Here is a 19,623-nt window from a genome sequence, read left to right as displayed (position 1 = left end):
AATCTCTCCCCACTACGCCATATATGATGCTTATTTCAGGGTAGCTGTTGGTACTTTATTTTTGAGCGAGTCCCTAAGCTCCAGTTGAGCCCCATAGCCAAGCAGCATTGCCCGTCGTTCCAGGCTCATAGTGTCGGGCATGGTCAAAATCAAGCTGTAGCCTTTGGCGGCGGCGACCATCGCCAGGGCAATACCTGTGTTCCCCGACGTTGGTTCCACCAGAATGGTTTTTCCAGGCGTAATCAGGCCAGCATCCTCGGCTGCCTGCACCATGCTGACCCCAATGCGGTCTTTCACCGATGAAGCCGGGTTCATGCCCTCCAGCTTCACCACAATTTTTGCCAGCGCTCCCTCTGCTTGAGGAATTTTGTTCAAGCGTACCAGCGGCGTTCGTCCAACTAGTGCTGTAATATCGTTTGCAATCCGCATTGGGTAGTCCTCAGAAGCTAAATATAATACATTGGTTGCGTTTGCTGGCGGGCATCCCGCTGCTGACACAAATCTTGCAGCGTACAGCGACTCAAGATCGCCTCCGACGCACTGCTCGCCTGTTGCCATACCTCATGTATCACGTCTTTCTCAAGTGTGACTGCATTCGTATGATCTTTTTCTTTACGATCGCCTTCCACCGAAGCCACCACATCTAGCAAGCTGACTTGCCGGGGCTTTCGCGCCAGCACATAGCCACCTTTTGCGCCTCGCTGGCTCTGCACAATGCCATCCCGCCTCAGTCCAGTAAGAATCTGTTCCAGGTAGCGATCGGGGATGGGTTGCTTGGCTGTAATTTGGCCAATGGTTAATGGAGTCGTGTCACCTGAATGACTTGCCAATTCCAAAAGTGCTAGCAGTGCATACTCAACTCTAGAAGATAGCTCCAAGAAAGCGAAATGGCGATCTCTATTTAAAGTAACATCGGGCATACTACACTTACCCTATAGGTTTACGTGTTTTGCCGAGCATGCAGCGAAAGAATGCCTCGACAGGCGTTTCCGCCATGACAAAACACTGTATCTTGATTGGCTTTCCGATGATAATATCACAAAGGAACTGTAGGAAAGGTTCTACAAATCAATGTTCCTAACGGCAGCAGTGCTTCTGGATGAATTGCTGAACGAGATCGACGTGACGTTGACATCTGCTAAAAGTACTGTTAATGTATCGAGATACAGTACTTTAAACTATGTCTATCTCCTCTCTCTATCCCACGACACTGGCTGAAGCGTCCTGGCAGCATTTTTCCCCACGATCGCTCCTGCCGCTGCGACAGAATAGCCTCTGGAAGATTGAGACCGGTATCGTACGAACGATTACCTGGTTGGAAGATGACACGATCGCAGCGACTGGGCTGTGGGGACCCGGAGACTTCGTGGGTAAAGTACTCTCTAGAGTGGAGCCGTATCAAATTGAGTGTCTGACAAAAGTAGACGTGTCACTGCTGCCGGTCAGCCGTTTATCGGAAGAGACTGAAGCACTGCTAAACCACATGCAGCAAGCAGAAGAGTTTTCGCTCATTCGTAGTTACCGTAAAATTGATGCGATGGTCATTCGCCTGTTGAGCTGTCTGGCGAAAAGGTTTGGTCGTGAAGTGGAAGCTGGGCATTTGATCGATCTGCGACTGACTCACCAAGACATTGCCGAAATGTTGGGCACGACTCGCGTGACGATTACTCGCACCCTCAGCCAGTTTGAGCAGCAGGGTCTGATTCATCGCCTGCCTCTGCGCCGGATTGTGTTGAAGGAAGATGAACTCTGGCACTACGAGATTTAAGATGTTGCTGAATCTGGGGATACTTTGCGAATTCCTATCTTTGCTGTAGGTTGCAGCCTGCGGCAGGCGAGAAACGAGAAACGCTCCTACGAAGTTCATCCCTCACATCATCAATGCCGGTTTAGTGGTGATGTCGGTAGGTTGCGCCAAGGAGCTTTGCAGAAAGCAAATCACTCACTATTTTTCTGGTTCACTTAGGGACGCAAGACCTTGCGTCCCTGAAGGGGGTAAAACTTTTCAGACGATCGCCCGAGCTAATCAATGTGCGCTCCAAGCGGCTCCTGGTTCTACTGTTGCTGTGCCATGTCCATCAACATGCGCTGGGAGCTTTGCTCAGAAACACCAGTAGCAGGGCGACGTTGAATGTAATGTCCGTCTGTTTGTAAATCCCACGCTTGGCGATTATCAGCCAGAAGGATACCAAGGATCTCTTCCAAGTCTTTGGCGATCGCGGGATCATCGATCGGCACAACCGCTTCTACGCGTCGATCGAGGTTGCGTGTCATCCAGTCAGCACTGCCAATGAACACCTCTTCCTTGCCCTGGTTGTGGAAGTAGAAGATACGAGAGTGCTCTAGGAACCGCCCGACGATGCTGATGACGCGGATATTCTCGCTAATGCCTGGTAGCTGGGGGCGCAAGCAGCACATCCCGCGCACAATCAGGTCGATCTGCACGCCTGCTTGAGACGCTTGATACAGTGCCACGATCATGGCAGGGTCTACCAGTGCATTCATCTTGGCGACGATGCGGGCGTGATGTCCGTTGCTAGCATGTTCGCTTTCGCGGTGAATGAGTGAGAGCATGCGATCGCGCAAATTAACCGGAGCCACCAGTAGTTTGCGGTACGATTGCTGCCGCGAATAACCTGTTAAATAGTTGAATAGATCCGTCAGATCGGCACCCAGATCTTCGCGACAGCTCAACAAGCCTATATCTGTGTAGAGTCGAGCGGTTTTGGGATTGTAGTTTCCGGTGCCAATGTGAACGTACCGTCGAATCCGTCCCTCTTCTCGGCGCACAATTAACATGACTTTGGTATGCGTTTTGAGCCCTACCAGGCCATAGACCACGTGCACACCAACACTCTCAAGCTTGCGCGCCCAGTTGATGTTGTTTTCTTCGTCAAAGCGGGCTTTCAGCTCTACTAGCACCGAGACCTGTTTGCCGTTCTCTGCGGCTGCAATGAGAGCATCCACGATCGGTGAATCGCCTGACGTACGGTAAAGCGTCGTCTTGATCGCCAGTACGTCTGGGTCATGGGCGGCCTGAGTAAGGAACCGTTGCACCGTGTTGGAGAAGGAATCATACGGATGGTGCAGCATCAAATCTTGCTTGCGGATGACTGCAAACAAGTCTTCTTCTACATCTAAAGACCCCCGATCCACTTCCATACTTCGTCGCAAACGGCTTGGCAGTGTCGATCGCCAGGGTGGATCTTTCAACTCTGGCAGCGGCAGGCCGTTCAGCGCAAACAGGTCGCTCAGGCAAAGCAAGCCTTCCACTTCATAAACATCGGTTTCGCCAAGCTCCATTTCCTGACGCAACATGTCGCGCACCAGTTCGGGCATGGAGGCATGGACTTCTAAACGGACGATCGAACCACCAAAGCGTCGTTTGCGGAGTTCTTGCTCGATCGCCAGCATAAGGTCGTCGGCTTCATCTTCCGCTACTTCTAAATCCCCATCGCGAGTAATGCGAAATGGGTAGTATTCTTGAATCCGCATACCTGGAAAAAGGCTTTCCAGATTGTGAGCAATAACCTGTTCCAGTGGTACCGCAGTCCAGGCGGCAGGCACATCCTTTTGCTGCAGCCTTAGGTGTTCGGGCAGCGGGAGAAAGCGGGGCAGAATTTTCGGTACCTTGACTCTGGCAAACAGTTCTTCACCATTTGCTGGGTCTTGAATGACCACTGCCATATTGAGGCTAAGGTTAGAAATGTAAGGAAAAGGATGCCCCGGATCGATTGCCAATGGCGTCAACACTGGAAAGATTTGCTCGTCGAAATACTGTTGCAGGTAGGTGCGTTGCTCCTGGTTGAGATCGATATAGTCCAGCAGGTAAACCCCTTTGGTTGCCAGTTGGGGACGTAGCGCTTGCTCAAAGTGGCGATGCTGCTGTGCCACTAGAGGACGCAACCGCTGACTGATCATGCCTAGCTGTTCCTGCGCGGTATGCCCATCTACCGATCGACGCGCTACGTTTGCGGCTACCTGCTCTTTCAGCGCTGCCACGCGCACCATAAAATATTCATCCAGGTTAGAGCTGAAAATCGCCATGAATTTCAGCCGCTCTAACAGTGGCGTACGTGGGTCAAACGCTTCGTGCAGGACTCGATTGTTAAACTCTAACCAACTGATCTCGCGGTTGAAATAATACTGCGGATCGGTGAGGTCAACCTCAAGCGGAGGTTGTTTGCCCGTGATGACCTTTCTACGCCTTGGCATGATTAACCGAACACCTCATCTTCTATGCCTTGCCACCATTCTCCCAGGCTCATCATGTGCTGATGGATATCGGTGATTTCCTGGAGGTACTCTGCTTCAGAAAGGGAATCACGGCGCTCTTGCAGTTTGAGTAACCGTAATTGCGCCAACAGCCAGGGCTTTGTCATGCTGTCGGTTTGTTCGATGTAGAGGGCGAGGTCTGTGCTCGACAGCTTTTTGGGCGCATTATGCATGGGCAATGGGTACGATCGGCGGTAGAACAACAGGGCGCAAAGCTTCTCATTCCATCGTATTACTCATACCTTAAGAAAGTGAAGTAAACTCCAAAGTCGATTGTGTCAGTGGGATCGCAACTGAACGATCGCATCGAGACGTACGGTGAAGCACTCCGAGTTGAGGCAAAGCTTGGCCGCCTTTAGGCTTCTCGTAGGCTTCTCGGAATACACAAAACGCTGTTGAAGGAGTACTAGGGCTGTGCTCAATCGTGTGGGCAGCGTTTCATAGGGAGGTTACCTGTAACATTCCTACAGAGTGTGAACCCGACAGGGGTAAAACCTTAGCTCAAACATCTCCTTGATATCTCCTTAAATGTGGCAATGATAAAATTTGCAGCGCCAATACTGAAGTGTTGCTTGCGTCACCGTAAATGGATGAGTCGGCACTGGCTAGAGACCTTGAAGTTTGCCAGGATCAACGTTTTCTGCAGGAGCATCGCTTGATAGCCTCTCTAAATTTCTTGATGCGAAGAGTTTAACCGACGTATGCAGCTGAACTCTCTTACCTTAGTCACTCATCCCGCTACTGTGCCGGATCAACAGAGTCAGACCCTACCCGCGATCGACGATCCCATCGTGTTAGTTTGCTCGGCTGACGAAAACTACGCGATGCCGATGACTGTTATGCTCACTTCGGTACTGGCAAATCTCAAGACAAACGCACAACTGATGATCTCGGTGCTGGATGGAGGCATTCACCCATTAACCAAGCGCAAGGTGGTGCAGTCTCTCCAGCATCCAACGATTCCGGTTCACGTTGACTGGATTAAACCAGACTGTACGCTGCTGCGAGACCTCCCGGTCAACGGTCGTCTCACGCTCGCAGCTTACTATCGGCTGTTGATCCCTGAGGCGTTGCCAACTCATCTTCATAAGGTCATTTATTTAGACTGCGACATGATTGTGCAGGGCAATGTGGCACAACTATGGCAGCTAGACGTGGGCGAAGACTATGTTCTGGCTGTTCAAGATGATTATCAACCGCTGCTTTCAAGTCATGGTGGCTGCGGTTTACGCAATTATCGGGAGTTGGGGCTTAACCCAGACCAAAAATATTTCAATTCGGGGTTGCTGGTGATGAACCTCAAAAAGTGGAGAGAGGACGCGATTGGCAGCAACGTTTTGGAGTTTTCCAGGCAAAACTGGGCCACCATTGTCAATGCTGATCAGGATGGCCTTAACGCCGTTATGCAGGGTCGTTGGGGGCAGATCAGCGATCGATGGAATCAGCTGCCGGGCGTCTATACTTACTCATCGTGGGAGGAGAGCCCGTATGATGAGGCAGCCTTCAAAGCGCTGCGGGACGCTCCATACATTATTCACTACACCAATCTACCCAAGCCCTGGCAGCATGGGTGTCAGCATCCTGCAACACCACTGTTTTTGACATATCTCGATCGCACGGCCTGGAAGGGATGGAGAGATACGGTTTGGCGACGTGCAAGCAGAAAAGTTAGAAAGGGTATCCGTAAGTCCAGAGAGCTGTTGAACCCAGCTTCATTGCTTGTCTAGTCCTGCTCAACAAAGACGCTGATACTTTGGATACGATCGTCAACGCACAGGTTCCACACACTCAGGGCTATCATGCGCTGGACTGTTGACCGCCGTGCTGACTGGATAGCTTTGCATGGCGCTAGCAGCATACGGCTGCAAGAGTTCCTGTAAGCTTGCGGCTGTTGTGGTTGAGTCGAGCCACCGGTTGTACTGCTCTGGTGCAATCATGACAGGCATGCGATCGTGCACTGGTTGCAGCAGCGCATTTGCCTGCGTTGTGAGAATCGTGCACGTCTCAACCACGCTCTCGTCACCCTGCCAGCGCTCCCACAGCCCTGCGAAGGCAAATAGTTGCTGATCAATTAACTGAAAGTAGTAGGGTTGCTTGGTCTTGCGATCGGTACGCTGCCATTCATAAAAGCCATCTGCCGGAATCAAACAACGCCGCTGCTTGAACGCTGCACGGAAGGATGGTTTCTCAGCCACTGTTTCAGCACGAGCATTAATGAGCTTGGCCCCGATCGTCAAATCTTTGGCCCAACTCGGTACTAGACCCCATCGACATAGGTGCACCTGCCGAGTATAAGCGGGTGTAGCCGCGATCGCCACCACCGTTTGAGTTGGCGCAATGTTGTAACGTGGCTGCCACGCGGGCAATTCCTCCAGTTGAAAGGTTTCCGCCAGTGCCGCCGCTGATTGAGTCAAGCTAAACCGTCCACACATGAGAGCAAACGCTAGTCCTAAGTTTTGGTTTGATTGTCCTTTAACCAAAACTTACACGGTCAGACGCCAAACGTTCCTACCCTCTGGCTAGATTTCAGCACGTGTTAACACGGAATCGATCGGGAAGCCAACGGCTTTCCAGGCAGACACACCGCCTCGGATTTCAGAAACATGGCGGTAACCAGCCGCACGGAGCTGATTGGCAATCTCAGCACTCTCTTCGTCCGTTTCACCGTAGATGTAGAGATCGCGGTTGAGCGGCAGACTGGTGCGTGCACGATCAATGAGTTCGTGAACCGGCATAGAAAGCGCGCCTGAGATATGGCTGGCATTAAAAAGACTGCGATCGCGCACGTCTAAAATAGTCAACGCTGGTTTGCCCCAATCGAGACGGGCTTTGAGGTCATAAACCAGTGATTGCGCCTGTAGCGGTGGCGGGAGGGGAATGATGCCGAAGAGGTGGTGCATGAGAATTCCTTATGAGTGATATTTGCAATGTAACAAGTTAATTTACAATTTGCAAAAATTTGTGCTGAAACATTTACAAAATTCCCTGCTTGTGCAGCCTTGCTTGTCATACGTTGAGTATCGGCAGTCTTGATTCCCTCCTCATCCCTCCTGTGGCTCATTTTTATGTAGCGTAGTGTTAACTGGAGTAAGTGTCTGGAGAGAAAGTGTTGGTGTTGAATTACGACCTCATTGTTTGCGGGGCAGGCCCAGCAGGTGCGATGGCAGCGGCAACTGCGGCTCAAGCTGGTCTGAAGGTGGCGTTACTTGAGAAGCAGATCCTGCCGCGTCATAAAACCTGTGGTGGTGGCACGCCCATGGCAATGCAAACGCTGTTGTATGATTTAGCACCGGACGCGTTTGTCGAATCGAATGTGGTCGCTCTACGGCAGACGTGGCAGTTTGACGATCCATACCTGGCTGCGATTAATCCTCCTGGTGTCGATCGCGCACTTTCGATCTGGATGATGCAGCGTTCTGTGTTTGACAATGCGTTGGCGCAGAGAGCGGTGAAGGCAGGAGCCACCTTACAGGATGGTCTGTCAGTGCGATCCGTTGTGGTGGAGGGTGATGGTGCTCGCGTTCATGCCCAGGCGATTAAAGCAAATGGCGATCTCAGCAAGGGTGACGCATGGAGCGCCACAGCACGCACGGTGATCGGTGCCGATGGTGCGAATGGTGTGGCGGCAAAAGCGGCACAGCTACGGCAACGGCGATCGATCGCGCTGGGTATGGAAGTTGAGTTGCCGCATCAATGGGGCACTGGTCATCCCGATTTACGACCAGAGGTTGCTCATCTGGAATATGGGGCCGTCAAGCGTGGCTATGCCTGGGTGTTTCCAAAAGCCAATCACTTAAATATCGGCGCTGGTTTGTTTCGTCCTGCCCTTCAGGATGCCCGCCGCGATCATCAGATCCGGGAAGAACTGCGGCAAGCCATCTTCAACTACATGGACGCGCTTCAACTCCCGTACGATCGCGCGCAACTAAAATTTCATGCCCACCCTTTACCGATTTGGTGTGGCAAAGAACGGCTCAACACAGCCGATGGACGCATTTTGCTCGTCGGCGATGCGGCTGGGTTGATCAATCCACTCTTTGGCGATGGCATTTTACACGCGGCTAAAAGCGGCATCATGGCTGCAAATTGCGTGGCTGATGGGACAACTCAAGCTTACAGCGATCGCATTCACGACGAGTTCGCTAGCAGTTTTGATGCTGCCGGTCGGCTGGCTTATTTCTTCTACCAATACCCCAAAATTTTCTACCAATATGGCGTCAAGAATGCCAGAGCCGCTCACATTGCCACTCAGCTTCTCTCCGGAGATCTGCCCTTTGACGCGATTCTTGGTCGGATAATGCGCCGCATTGGTACAGGTATGCTTAGCAGCCTCTTCCCCTTCAAGCCAAGTTTCAAACTTTAGCCTTCAGCCTTCATTCTTTCCCCTTCAGCCTTCATTCTTTCCCCTTCAGCCTTCATTCTTTTCCCTTCAGCCTTCAGCCTTTAGCCTTTCCCCTACATCCTTTCTCCTCGTCTCGCCTACACTAGAACTATGGCATCTGGGATTGAGGCTCTACCAGTAGAGGTTGTGCATCTCATTGCAGCGGGTGAAGTCATCGACTCCCTGGCGGCAGTGGTGCGAGAGTTGGCAGAAAACTCACTTGATGCAGGCGCAACCCGAATTACGATTTCGCTTGACCCTGAGCAATGGCGACTGCGCGTTGCTGATAATGGCGTGGGTATGAGCCTAGCAGACTTAAAGCAAGCGGCTGCACCCCACAGCACTAGCAAGATTCGGGATCACCACGATCTCTGGAGAATTGTCAGCCTCGGCTTTCGTGGCGAAGCGTTACACAGCCTCGCTCAACTCGCTACTCTAGAAATCTTAAGCCGTTCTGCCGTTGCTACCGAGGGTTGGCAGGTCAGCTATGACGTCCAGGGGCAGCCACTGCGGGTAGATCCCGTGGCGATCGCCACGGGCACTGTGGTAACGGTCGATCGCTTGTTTGGTACATGGGCTGCGCGTCGTCAAGGCCTACCGTCTCTTACTCAGCAGCTGCGAGCGGTACAGATGACGATCTACCAACTTGCGCTCTGCCATCCTCATGTGACGTGGCAGGTACAGAAGACTGATACGCATGGCGGGACTTCTCGCGATCGCGATTGGTTTCATCTCTGGTGTGGCACCACAGCGCTGCAAATCTTGCCCCAAATTCTGCGCGATGTTCACGCAGGCGATTTGCAGGAATTGACGCTCGACATCACGAATGTTGCAACGGATCAAGATGAAAGGATAAAGGATCAAACGATTCAAGCTTCCCCTTTTCAACCTTCTCTCTACCTCCTCCTCGGCTTACCCGATCGCTGCCACCGTCACCGTCCAGACTGGATTCGGGTCGCGATCAATGGACGCTTTGTGGCAATGCCAGCGTTAGAGCAGACCATCCTGGCAGGGTTTCGGCAAACATTGCCCCGCGATCGCTTCCCCCTTTGTCTGGTTCATCTGCAGGTGCCCCCCCACCAAATTGACTGGAACCGTCACCCCGCCAAAGCCGAAATCTACTTGCATCATTTAGATGCCTGGAGAGCACAGGTGGCTAGTGCGATCGACCAGGCACTTCGCCTCAGTCCCATCAACCTCTCCAACACCCTCTACTCCCAACGCGCTGGGACGTTGCTGAAAACTGCCGAAGCCGAAAGTGGGTATGGTGTTAGAAGGGTTCAAGAGGCAGAAGGCAGGAGGCAGGAGGCAGAGGCAGGGGACGCAGAAGCAATTCAAAACTCAAAACTCGAACCTCAAAACTCTCCTCCCCTCACACCCCTCAAAGCCCTCGCCCAAATCCACAACACCTATATCCTCGCCGAGCATACCTCTGGCGTTTGGTTAATCGAGCAGCACATTGCTCATGAACGGGTGCTGTATGAGCAGTTATGCGATCGCTGGCAACTGGTTCCTTTAGCATCTGCTGCGATGTTGCACCAACTGTCAGTCGCTCAGGTGGAGCAATTGCAGCGGTTAGGGTTAGAAATCGAGCCGTTTGGTGAACAGGTTTGGATGGTGCGCACTGCTCCAGCCTCATTAGCACAGCGTGAAGACTATACAGAAGCCCTGTTGGAGCTGAGTTTGGGCGGAGACTTGCAAACGGCTCAGGTTGCTACAGCCTGTCGGAGTGCCATTCGCAATGGCACCTCACTGACGCTGCAAGAAATGCAAACGCTGCTCGATCAGTGGCAACGAACCCGCAACCCTCGTACTTGCCCTCATGGTCGCCCCATTTGCCTCACGTTGGAAGAATCGTCGTTATCGCGTTTCTTTCGTCGCCATTGGGTGATTGGCAAAAGTCACGGTATTTAGAGCCGCGCGATCGTGCCGCTTGCAAGCCAGTCTGCAGGGATATGGCTTGCTATGTCCTGCTGCCATGCCCCTGCCAACGATTCAGCTGGCGTAATAAAACCGTTCGTAGACGACCTTGCCGTCCTTCCACTTTTGAACAGACACCTGATCGTAGGCGCGTTTGCCCCAGTCGGCGTGCGTGTAATCTAAAAACCACTCAGAAATAATCACATCCTCGCCATAGGCAACGCTTTTGACCTCAGCCCCACGGAACTCAACCAGCTTTGAGAAAAATTCTAGTTCTCGCTGACGGTTCGCCTCTTTGCCAACGGTTGGTGGATTGTCGTTCTCTTGCATGACGACATCATCCGCGTAGTATTGCTCAAAAACATCCATTGCTTTGCCTTGCAAAACCTGGTTTTTGATGTCTTCAAAGGTTGTTTTCAGGTCAGTACTCATTTGAGGATCTCCTTGTGTAAGGTTGGACGTGTCAGTGTGATGCGATCGTTTGAAGTGCTTTCATTCGACCTGTGACTGTACTAGGTCATACAATCTGCATATAGATATAACACGTATACTGTTTGAGTGCAAACTATTCTGTGGAAAGCTGGCGATGTTTGCCCCGAGAGTATTCGCAGTGTCTTAATCGCTTTTGGGATGGTGTTAGGGAGGCGATCGCGTTACGTTGAGTTGCTTCAGGGGTTCAATAGTGATGATGATCGGCGCTTTCAGTTATGACACCCCTTTCTGACCTTCTGACCTTTGCGATGCAGCACCATCAGGCAGGGCGGTTGCCCGAAGCTGAGCGGCTGTATCGTGATGTGCTACAGCAGCAGCCCGCTCAGGCAGAGGCACTGTATCTATTGGGTTTACTGGCACACCAGGCTGGCAATCTAGACGCTGCGATCGCCCATTATCAGCACGCGCTCACGTCACAGCCCAATTATTTGGAAGCACACAATAATCTGGGTGCAGCGCTGCAGCAGCAGGGGCATTTGGCTGACGCGATCGTGCATTACCAAACAGTGCTACGGCTCAACCCAGAAAACCCAAACGCCAATGTCAATTTAGGGGTAGCGCTCCAAAAGCAAGGCAGTCTGAACACCGCGATCGCTCGGTATCAAAAGGCGATTCGGTTGCATCCGGCCTTGCCAGAAGCGCACAGCAATTTGGGGCACGCGTTGAAAGAGCAAGGGGACTTTGAAGCCGCGATCGCCCAGTATCGGGTTGCCTTAGAGCTTGCACCGGAGGACCCGGAAGCTCACCGAAATTTGGCGGAAACTCTGCAGGAACAAGGCTACACCGACGAGGCGATCGCGCGGTTGGATCACGCGATTGCCACTCATCCTGATCATGTTTCGCTTCAGGGTAGCCGCATTCGTGCCATGCTGCTGGCTGGCAACTTGCACGACGGCTTTGCTGCTTATGATCCCTGGCGCTTAGCGCGATCGCCCCGCTCGTTTGATCAACCAGCCTGGGACGGGTCTGAGCTAAACGGAGCATCGATCTTGCTCTATGCTGAAGCCGATTCAGGACTGGGTGACACAATGCAATTCATCCGCTATGTACCGCTGGTCGCCCAGCGCGGTGGTCGAGTGTTTGTAGAATGCCAGGAACCATTGTTACGGCTCCTAGAAACGGTTCAGGGTCTCGATACTCTCATCGCGGCAGGCTCACCCTTGCCTCCCTTTGCTGTACAGGCAGCTTTGTTGAGCCTCCCTCGCCTGTTCGACACTACATTGGAGACGATCCCAGCCACTATTCCCTATCTGCATGCTCCATCAGCAGGCAAGGCAGAAACGTCTAGCGATGCAGAGACAAACGCTATTGAACAACGAACACACTTGCCAGTTCCTCTTTTTCCAGCTAAAAATGTTCGGCGTCCACTGAAGGTAGGTCTTGTCTGGGGTGGTGATCCAACGCATCTGAACGATCAGGAGCGATCGTGCCCGTTAGCAGCGTTCCGTATCTTTTTGAATCTTCCTGGCATGAGTTTTTATAGTTTGCAAAAGGGACCACATCGCGTAGAGTTGACCAAGGCTAATGACCTCCCCATTCAGGATTGGAGCGATCGTCTTCATGACTTTGCTGATACCGCAGCAGCGATCGAGCAGCTCGATTTAGTCATTTCAGTGGATACTGCGGTTGCTCACCTGGCAGGAGCAATGGCTAAACCAATCTGGGTATTACTTGCGTATACTGCTGATTGGCGTTGGCTAGGGCAACGTCAAGACAGTCCCTGGTACCCAACGGCAAAATTATTTCGCCAGCCGCGCCCTTGTGCTTGGACGGAAGTGTGTACCCAGATTGCTCAGGCGTTAGATCATTTGGTGAAATCGCAATGAATCGTTGGTTCACAAAGCATACGCTTTACTTAAATATGGCTCTCCTGGCGACGTTGTTGACGATCGCCTTCCAGGGCGGAGTGTTTGACCATTGGCAAGCGGCACTACACTTGCCTGAAAACACACGTTCTTCGGCAGCCTTAGCGGGTGGTCAGCCGAAACAGGACTCCGTCACGTTGATTCCCTGGTGGCAAGACGAGGTGCAGTATCGGCTCAACCTGACGCGCAATCAGCAGTACAACAATTGCGTGTTCGGTGATTCGATTACCTCTGGGCTAGGCAATACGTTGGGCGATCGCACCTTTAACTTTGCCCTCAGCGGTATGAGCAGCGTTTCGCTACTGGAGCAACTTCGACGGGAAGGTAAGGCCGGTCTCCGCTGCCATCAGGTCATCATTGCTATGGGCACCAATGATGCTGAGTATCTGATTAGTAACGAGCAGTTTGTGAGCAACATGCGGCAGGCGATCGCGCTCAGTCGGCAACTGCAACCAACCCATATCATCTTGCTGCCTGCTTTCTATTCCACGTTTGCCGCTAGCCAGAACATTGATATGGCAGGACCGATCGCCCGTGTGAACGAAATCAACGGCTTACTACAGCAGGTCGCTTTGGGCGAACAAGTCGTGCTGCTCAATGGCCGACTAAAACCGCTCTATCAGGGTCAGGCACTCCGAGACGATGTGACTACTGACGGAGTTCACTTAAACGCGAAGGGTCGCATCATCTATCGCAATGTGCTGTTGCAGCTCCTGCGACCGGCTTGACAGCACCCGTATTCGCCAAAAACGCTTGAGAGCTAAAAACCCTCAAGCGTTCCCAGGTTTATTTGATCCGTTAACTCAACGCTGACAGACTACTAGCAAGGCATCCTTAGCTATTGACAACGTGATTAGGTTGAAACGGGTAAAACAGCTTTTTCAACAGCGCGAGCGGGTTCCACCGCGGTGTCGTTTGTCCAGTAGCGCGATCGTAATTTTCATAGGCGCGCTTATACTGCCCCAGATAATAAAACGCTACCCCACGAAAGGTGAGCGCTTCCCAATCGTCAGGCTGTAACGCCAGTGCTCGCTCACAGTTTTCTAGCGCCTCTTGATAGCGCTTTAAGTGAATCAGGACAACGGCTCGAAAGATCCAGGCTTCATGGTGAGACGAGTCGATCGCGATCGCACGGTCAAAGCTAAGCAGCGCCGCCTGGTATTGCCCCAGGTTCGCAAGCCCTGTGCCTCGACCATACCAGGCAGAGAAATTATCTTCGCTGAGACGGAGTACGCGGTTATAGCAAGTGATGGCTTCGTCGTAGCGATGCGCTTCCGCTAGCATCAAGCCTTGACGATTCTGAACCTCAAGATAAACCTCAATCTCAGACGCCTTATTCTTAGTCAGCGATCGCTGTTCCATAGTAGTGATCCAGGGAAGTTAATGTTTACGTTTCTCGTACTCACGCCAAGCTAACCACACCCATCAAGCCGAAGCTGGTAGAGCCGCCGCTGAAACATCTAACCGCACCCCATCTCGCAGCAGACCCAACGCTGTGTTTATCAAATCAACATACTTAAATGCTGAATTCATCAAATCAACACACTTGGGATCAACAGATCGTATATTACCAGTCTTTCTCCGATTACGCAGCACTGAAACAAATCTGTACTTTACACCTTGCCTTGAGCACGGCAAACTTTGATCCCATGATCCTAGAGTTCAGGCCACAAAGCTCTGGCGCTGTTTGGCAAGACAGCGCATTGGGTATACCATGACCTGTAAGCATTTGGCTGTGGATGTGGCTACCAGGGCGATGCAAGCAGTTGACCTGTTGCCGCCGGGCGCTTGAGAGATCTCCTGAGCCTCAATTGACAACAGTCGCTTACGTCCAACGTTTCTGAGTCCAACGTTTCTGATCGACAATCAACATTGCTGATCGACAGTCAACACAAAGGGCTCATACCAGCATTTAGGGCAGTGGTTTCATGACAACACGCAGCGTCGGGCTATTGTTTGGTGGATGTTCCGGGGAACACGAGATCTCGATCGCCTCAGCACGAGCGATCGCGCAAGCCTTTAGCCTTGACTCCAACCAGGCCGCTTACACACTCTTACCGTTCTACATTCAGAAAAACGGTCAGTGGTGTGATGGCGCAAGCGCTCAGCAGGTACTGGCATCTGGTCAACCGCTGGCCTCTGAGGCCACTGACACACCATCCGAGCGCTGGCATTTGCCGCCGACTGTTGCTGAAGTAGACGTTTGGTTTCCGATACTCCACGGCCCTAACGGCGAAGATGGCGCTGTCCAAGGTCTATTGAAATTGATGCAAACCCCTTTTGTGGGATCTGGCATCCTGGGGTCTGCGATCGGCATGGACAAACTTGCCATGAAAATGGTGTTTGCTCAAGTTGGCTTGCCTCAAGTTAACTATATGGGGATTACCCGCGCTCAGGTTTGGTCTAACCCCTGCGTTCATCCCAAATTGTGTGACGAAATCGAAGCCACGCTGGCCTATCCCTGCTTTGTTAAGCCTGCGAATCTTGGCTCCTCTGTTGGCATTTCCAAAGTCAGAGATCGCACTCAGCTTGAGGCCGCTTTAGATAGCGCTGCTAGTTACGATCGTCGTCTGATCGTCGAAGCAGGCGTGGTCGCACGTGAGGTTGAATGCGCTGTGCTGGGTAATGATGCACCACAAGCTTCGATCGTCGGGGAAATCACCTATCAAAGCGATTTCTACGACTATGAAACCAAGTACACCGAAGGTAAAGCCGACTTAATCATTCCCGCACACCTGCCAGCGTCCATTACAACGCAGATTCAAACGATGGCGACGCAAGCGTTTACCGCGATCGATGCAGCCGGTTTGGCACGGGTAGACTTCTTTTACGTTGAGGCCACCGGAGACGTGTTCATTAATGAAATCAACACAATGCCAGGGTTTACAGCCACTAGCATGTACCCTCAGCTCTGGGCCGCTAGCGGTATACCCTTTCCAGTTTTGGTCGATCGCTTGGTGCAGTTAGCGTTTGAGCGTCATGCTTGACTATCTAGTCAATGAAGTCTAAGGGCTCGGAGTGTAATTAAGATGTAAGAGGCAGTGGTCAAAGTCAACTCAAAACTACCCCTCTCTCCTCATCCTCAACCCCCACTCACAGGGGGAATGAGCACCACTTCATCGCCCTCGCACAATGGCTGATCAGGCTCTACAAACTGGAGATTGATCCCAAATCGCGTCAAGTCTCGCCACTGTGCTAACTGAGGATGTTCTTCAATCAGACGATCGCGCACAAGCGCAACGGCTGCACCCTGCTCAACGTTTAGTTGCACTTCTGGTACACCGCAGGCTTCTTGATAGGCCGCAAAGAGCTTGACTGTAACCGTAATGGTAGACGCTGGCATAGAGATAAAGGCTAGATGAATAGTGCCAGCCCTTACAGCGTTAATAAATTTTCTGTAAAGGTAAGCACATGGACTTGAAGTAATTATTAGATACTCTATTATCAAAACCTATTAGTGCAATCGAGTTGACCGAAATCGGTCTTTTCTCTGTTCAATCTTCATCAGTCTCTAATACTCAGCAGAACAGAGCTTAATACTGCTACGCTTCCAGTGATTTTTCCGTGAAGCCGTTCAGAGAGTGCAGCTTAGCCTGCTTTTCTCATCTTATATTGGGCTTGTTGCGGTTTCATCCACAACAAAGCTCGCTCCGCTGACGCAACATTCCTTAGATGAAATAGTCTTGCAGCGCTTACATGTGTTTTGCATTTTTTAATGTACTTTACACATTTGCAGTGCCTGCTGTGAATAGTGAAGGCTTTCACCAAGCAACTATTGTCTTATCAAAGAATCCAGTTGAGAACCCTGCGTGAGCACCTAATCTCAATACGCTGACGACTCCATAAATTAACTCTCAAGAAAATGACTGGAAACTCCTTAGGCTCTATTCTTCTGAAAAGACGGTTGCTAAATCAGGGGCAGCTCAATCAAGCTTTGCAGAAACAGCGTCAGCAAGCTGAGACATGTGGCTGGAAACTAATTGGAGAAATCCTTGTAGAGGATGGGACTATAAGCAGACGGGATCTAGAAAACGCGCTTGTTAGTCAAACGCAGCTTAACGAAATGGACAGCTCGCAGTACGCTGGTCAGTCTAGTAAGGTTAATATCCTTAACCTTGCGATTGACAATCTGTCCATGCATGAACTGCTAGAACAACTGGATAGCGGTGTGGTACTTACCCCAAACGTTGACCACTTAATGAAGCTGCAGAAAGATGCAGAATTCCTGAGAGCCTATGCCCTTGCAGATTACAAGGTTTGTGACAGTCAAGTTTTGATGTATGCGTCGAAGCTGTTAGGCACTCCATTTAAGGAAAAGGTTTCAGGTTCTGATTTATTTCCGCAGTTTTGTGAGTTTCATAAGCATAACGACAGCATTACTGTATTCTTAATGGGTGGTGCTGAAGGTGTAGCTAAAAAAGCTAAAAGCAGAATTAATCAAAAGGCTAATAGAGAACTGGTTGTTGCTGCCCATTCTCCATCGTTTGGGTTTGAGAAGAATGAGCAAGAATGTCTAGAAATTATTGAGATCATTAATGAATCCAAAGCTACTGTTCTTGCCGTAGGCGTCGGTGCGCCGAAGCAAGAAAAATGGATCGATAAGTACAAGCATAAGCTGCACCACGTCAAGATTTTTATGGCAGTTGGTGCCACGATCGACTTTGAAGCAGGTGTCCTCAAACGCTCACCGAAATGGATGAGTCAGCTAGGCATAGAGTGGTTGTTTAGAATTTACTGTGACCCTCACCGCCTCTGGAAGCGTTATCTCGTTGAAGATCTGCCATTTTTCTGGCTACTACTGAAGCAAAAGTTTGGCTTTTACACACCGCCTCGCTTTGATGCCGCAGACAGAATGGACAAGCCAGCGAATGCTAAAGTCTCTAGCTACCGTCTACTTTTGAAAAAAAGCGTCACAACGAAGGCGTAAGTAGCATCATCCGCACTGCTATCAATGGCTCATTTTTAACGCCCACCCTTTTCCGCATGGGGTGATAGAATCACAGTCAAGCTAGGGGTGCCTGATCACAGGCTGAGATAGTCCCTTAGAACCTGAGCCTGGGTAATACCAGCGGAGGGAAGCTGTTTATTTGAGGAATTGAAGATGCGGACAGAATGGATCGCCCAGCGGCGTGGACAGAGCAATGTGTCCCAGATGTACTACGCTCGTCAAGATGTGATCACAGAAGAAATGCAGTACGTGGCACAGCGAGAAAAGCTGCCAGTAACGCTGATTCGAGATGAAGTGGCACGGGGTCGTATGATTATTCCAGCCAACATTAATCACCCTAACCTGGAGCCGATGGCGATCGGCATTGCTTCTAAATGCAAGGTCAATGCCAACATTGGTGCCTCGCCCAACTCGTCTAACCTGCAAGAAGAGGTCGATAAGCTGCACCTGGCGGTGAAGTATGGTGCTGATACCGTCATGGACTTATCAACGGGTGGCGGCGACCTGGACGAGATCCGTACCGCAATTATCAATGCCTCATCGGTACCGATCGGGACAGTACCGATTTACCAGGCATTGGAGAGTGTGCATGGGACTATCGAAAACTTGACTCCTGACGATTTCCTGCACATTATCGAAAAGCATGCCCAGCAAGGCGTCGATTACATGACGATTCATGCCGGGATCTTAATCGAACATTTGCCTCTGGTGCGCGATCGCGTCACGGGCATTGTCTCGCGCGGCGGCGGTATCATCGCCCGGTGGATGCTGCACCATCACAAGCAAAATCCTCTCTACACCCACTTTCAAGACATTATCGAGATCTTCAAGCGCTACGATGTCTCGTTTAGTTTGGGTGATTCCTTGCGTCCCGGCTGTACGCATGATGCGTCAGATGCCGCACAGTTAGCAGAATTAAAAACCTTGGGACAGCTTACCCGCAAAGCCTGGGAGCATGATGTACAAGTTATGGTCGAAGGCCCAGGTCACGTACCGATGGATCAGATTGAGTTTAACGTGCGGAAACAGATGGAAGAATGCTCGGAAGCTCCCTTTTATGTTCTGGGCCCATTAGTTACAGACATTGCCCCCGGTTATGACCACATTACGTCGGCGATCGGCGCAGCAATGGCAGGCTGGTACGGCACGGCGATGCTGTGCTACGTCACGCCCAAAGAACATTTGGGGTTGCCGAATGCTGAAGATGTCCGCAATGGCTTGATTGCCTACAAGATTGCGGCTCATGCTGCTGATATCGCACGGCATCGACCGGGAGCGCGCGATCGGGACGACGAGTTATCCAAAGCTCGCTATAACTTTGACTGGAATCGCCAGTTTGAGCTATCGCTTGATCCTGAGCGTGCCAAGGAATATCACGACGAGACACTGCCTGCGGATATTTACAAAACGGCTGAGTTTTGTTCCATGTGTGGTCCGAAGTTTTGCCCCATGCAGACAAAGGTAGATGCCGATGCACTTACGGAGCTGGAAAAGTTCTTGGCAAAGGAACCTGCGGTATCAGCACAGTCATAGAGAGCGGTGATGATGTTGCTCTAAGAGAGGCTTAGACACCACTCATCAGGCTCATTTAAAAGAAAACAGCGGTGCTTACTCGATAAGCACCGCTGTTTTCTTGATTGTTGAGACGTAAGGCGCTCACTCGCTTAGGGCAAACGCACACGTTTCTTCATCTTTTAGAAGCCTGACTAGAAGACTGAGACAATACCTTGAGCAGATAGTGG

General features: G+C 51.3%; 17 protein-coding genes, 1 pseudogene and 1 riboswitch. Of the genes and pseudogenes, 9 read left to right on the top strand and 9 right to left on the bottom strand.

The annotated features are described in order from the left end of the window. Positions 1–75: 75 nt before the first annotated feature. Positions 76–429: pseudogene (locus C7B82_RS12715) on the bottom strand (PLP-dependent cysteine synthase family protein); the annotation flags it as partial. A 17-nt stretch (positions 430–446) separates the two neighbouring features. Next, a complete protein-coding gene (locus C7B82_RS12710) occupies positions 447–920 on the bottom strand; it encodes an RrF2 family transcriptional regulator (protein WP_106256661.1) in 474 nt (157 codons plus the stop codon). 260 nt (positions 921–1,180) lie between these two features. Here C7B82_RS12710 and C7B82_RS12705 point away from each other — a divergent pair, with 260 nt between their 5' ends. Continuing rightward, positions 1,181–1,768: a Crp/Fnr family transcriptional regulator gene (locus C7B82_RS12705; protein WP_106256660.1), complete on the top strand. Its 588-nt coding sequence runs from the start codon at positions 1,181–1,183 to the stop codon at positions 1,766–1,768. A 287-nt stretch (positions 1,769–2,055) separates the two neighbouring features. Here the strand turns inward: C7B82_RS12705 and ppk1 are convergent, their stop codons facing one another. Together ppk1 and C7B82_RS12695 are read right to left on the bottom strand one after the other, a co-directional pair. Next, positions 2,056–4,215: a polyphosphate kinase 1 gene (gene ppk1, locus C7B82_RS12700; RefSeq protein ID WP_106256659.1), complete on the bottom strand. Its 2,160-nt coding sequence runs from the start codon at positions 4,213–4,215 to the stop codon at positions 2,056–2,058. Positions 4,216–4,217: 2 nt separating this feature from the next. Then, positions 4,218–4,448 carry a hypothetical protein gene (locus tag C7B82_RS12695; RefSeq protein ID WP_245939862.1) on the bottom strand — a complete coding sequence of 77 codons (231 nt, stop codon included), beginning with the start codon at positions 4,446–4,448 and terminating at the stop codon, positions 4,218–4,220. Between the two features lie 528 nt (positions 4,449–4,976). On the opposite strand from C7B82_RS12695, the gene C7B82_RS12690 reads away from it, so the two are divergent. Continuing rightward, the gene (locus C7B82_RS12690; protein WP_106256658.1) at positions 4,977–6,002 is read left to right on the top strand and encodes a glycosyltransferase family 8 protein; all 1,026 of its coding nucleotides are present in this window, start codon (positions 4,977–4,979) and stop codon (positions 6,000–6,002) included. A 39-nt stretch (positions 6,003–6,041) separates the two neighbouring features. Here the strand turns inward: C7B82_RS12690 and C7B82_RS12685 are convergent, their stop codons facing one another. Then, positions 6,042–6,707, bottom strand: a complete 666-nt coding sequence (locus C7B82_RS12685) for an SOS response-associated peptidase (RefSeq protein WP_106256657.1) — start codon at positions 6,705–6,707, stop codon at positions 6,042–6,044. A gap of 87 nt (positions 6,708–6,794) precedes the next feature. After that, positions 6,795–7,175 carry a rhodanese-like domain-containing protein gene (locus C7B82_RS12680; RefSeq protein ID WP_106256656.1) on the bottom strand — a complete coding sequence of 127 codons (381 nt, stop codon included), beginning with the start codon at positions 7,173–7,175 and terminating at the stop codon, positions 6,795–6,797. 191 nt (positions 7,176–7,366) lie between these two features. Between C7B82_RS12680 and C7B82_RS12675 the strand changes: the two genes are divergently transcribed. Next, positions 7,367–8,638: a geranylgeranyl reductase family protein gene (locus C7B82_RS12675; protein ID WP_245939860.1), complete on the top strand. Its 1,272-nt coding sequence runs from the start codon at positions 7,367–7,369 to the stop codon at positions 8,636–8,638. 129 nt (positions 8,639–8,767) lie between these two features. Then, positions 8,768–10,570 carry a DNA mismatch repair endonuclease MutL gene (gene mutL, locus C7B82_RS12670; protein WP_106256655.1) on the top strand — a complete coding sequence of 601 codons (1,803 nt, stop codon included), beginning with the start codon at positions 8,768–8,770 and terminating at the stop codon, positions 10,568–10,570. An 81-nt stretch (positions 10,571–10,651) separates the two neighbouring features. Here mutL and C7B82_RS12665 read toward each other — a convergent pair whose 3' ends face one another. Continuing rightward, positions 10,652–11,008 (bottom strand): nuclear transport factor 2 family protein, encoded by a 357-nt coding sequence (locus C7B82_RS12665; protein WP_106256654.1) that lies wholly within the window; start codon positions 11,006–11,008, stop codon positions 10,652–10,654. 275 nt (positions 11,009–11,283) lie between these two features. On the opposite strand from C7B82_RS12665, the gene C7B82_RS12660 reads away from it, so the two are divergent. Beyond that, on the top strand, positions 11,284–12,894 hold the full coding sequence (locus tag C7B82_RS12660; RefSeq protein ID WP_106256653.1) for a tetratricopeptide repeat protein: 1,611 nt from the start codon (positions 11,284–11,286) through the stop codon (positions 12,892–12,894). Beyond that, a complete protein-coding gene (locus C7B82_RS12655) occupies positions 12,891–13,661 on the top strand; it encodes an SGNH/GDSL hydrolase family protein (RefSeq protein ID WP_106256652.1) in 771 nt (256 codons plus the stop codon). Before C7B82_RS12660 ends, C7B82_RS12655 begins: the two co-directional genes overlap by 4 nt. 106 nt (positions 13,662–13,767) lie before the next feature. On the opposite strand, the gene C7B82_RS12650 is transcribed toward C7B82_RS12655, so the two are convergent. Beyond that, positions 13,768–14,295, bottom strand: a complete 528-nt coding sequence (locus C7B82_RS12650; protein WP_106256651.1) for a tetratricopeptide repeat protein — start codon at positions 14,293–14,295, stop codon at positions 13,768–13,770. A 566-nt stretch (positions 14,296–14,861) separates the two neighbouring features. On the opposite strand from C7B82_RS12650, the gene C7B82_RS12645 reads away from it, so the two are divergent. Then, on the top strand, positions 14,862–15,920 hold the full coding sequence (locus tag C7B82_RS12645) for a D-alanine--D-alanine ligase family protein (protein ID WP_106256650.1): 1,059 nt from the start codon (positions 14,862–14,864) through the stop codon (positions 15,918–15,920). Positions 15,921–16,015: 95 nt separating this feature from the next. Here C7B82_RS12645 and C7B82_RS12640 read toward each other — a convergent pair whose 3' ends face one another. Next, the gene (locus C7B82_RS12640; RefSeq protein WP_106256649.1) at positions 16,016–16,276 is read right to left on the bottom strand and encodes a MoaD/ThiS family protein; all 261 of its coding nucleotides are present in this window, start codon (positions 16,274–16,276) and stop codon (positions 16,016–16,018) included. A 519-nt stretch (positions 16,277–16,795) separates the two neighbouring features. On the opposite strand from C7B82_RS12640, the gene C7B82_RS12635 reads away from it, so the two are divergent. After that, on the top strand, positions 16,796–17,860 hold the full coding sequence (locus tag C7B82_RS12635; protein ID WP_245939859.1) for a WecB/TagA/CpsF family glycosyltransferase: 1,065 nt from the start codon (positions 16,796–16,798) through the stop codon (positions 17,858–17,860). A gap of 73 nt (positions 17,861–17,933) precedes the next feature. After that, positions 17,934–18,027, top strand: a riboswitch (TPP riboswitch). A 7-nt stretch (positions 18,028–18,034) separates the two neighbouring features. Beyond that, positions 18,035–19,414 (top strand): phosphomethylpyrimidine synthase, encoded by a 1,380-nt coding sequence (gene thiC, locus C7B82_RS12630; protein ID WP_106256648.1) that lies wholly within the window; start codon positions 18,035–18,037, stop codon positions 19,412–19,414. Positions 19,415–19,623: the final 209 nt, after the last annotated feature.

Source organism: Stenomitos frigidus ULC18 (genome assembly GCF_003003795.1).
GTDB classification, from domain to species: domain Bacteria; phylum Cyanobacteriota; class Cyanobacteriia; order Leptolyngbyales; family Leptolyngbyaceae; genus Stenomitos; species Stenomitos frigidus_A.
Note: the sequence above shows the minus strand (reverse complement) of the source record. Positions and strands in the feature narration are given on the sequence as shown.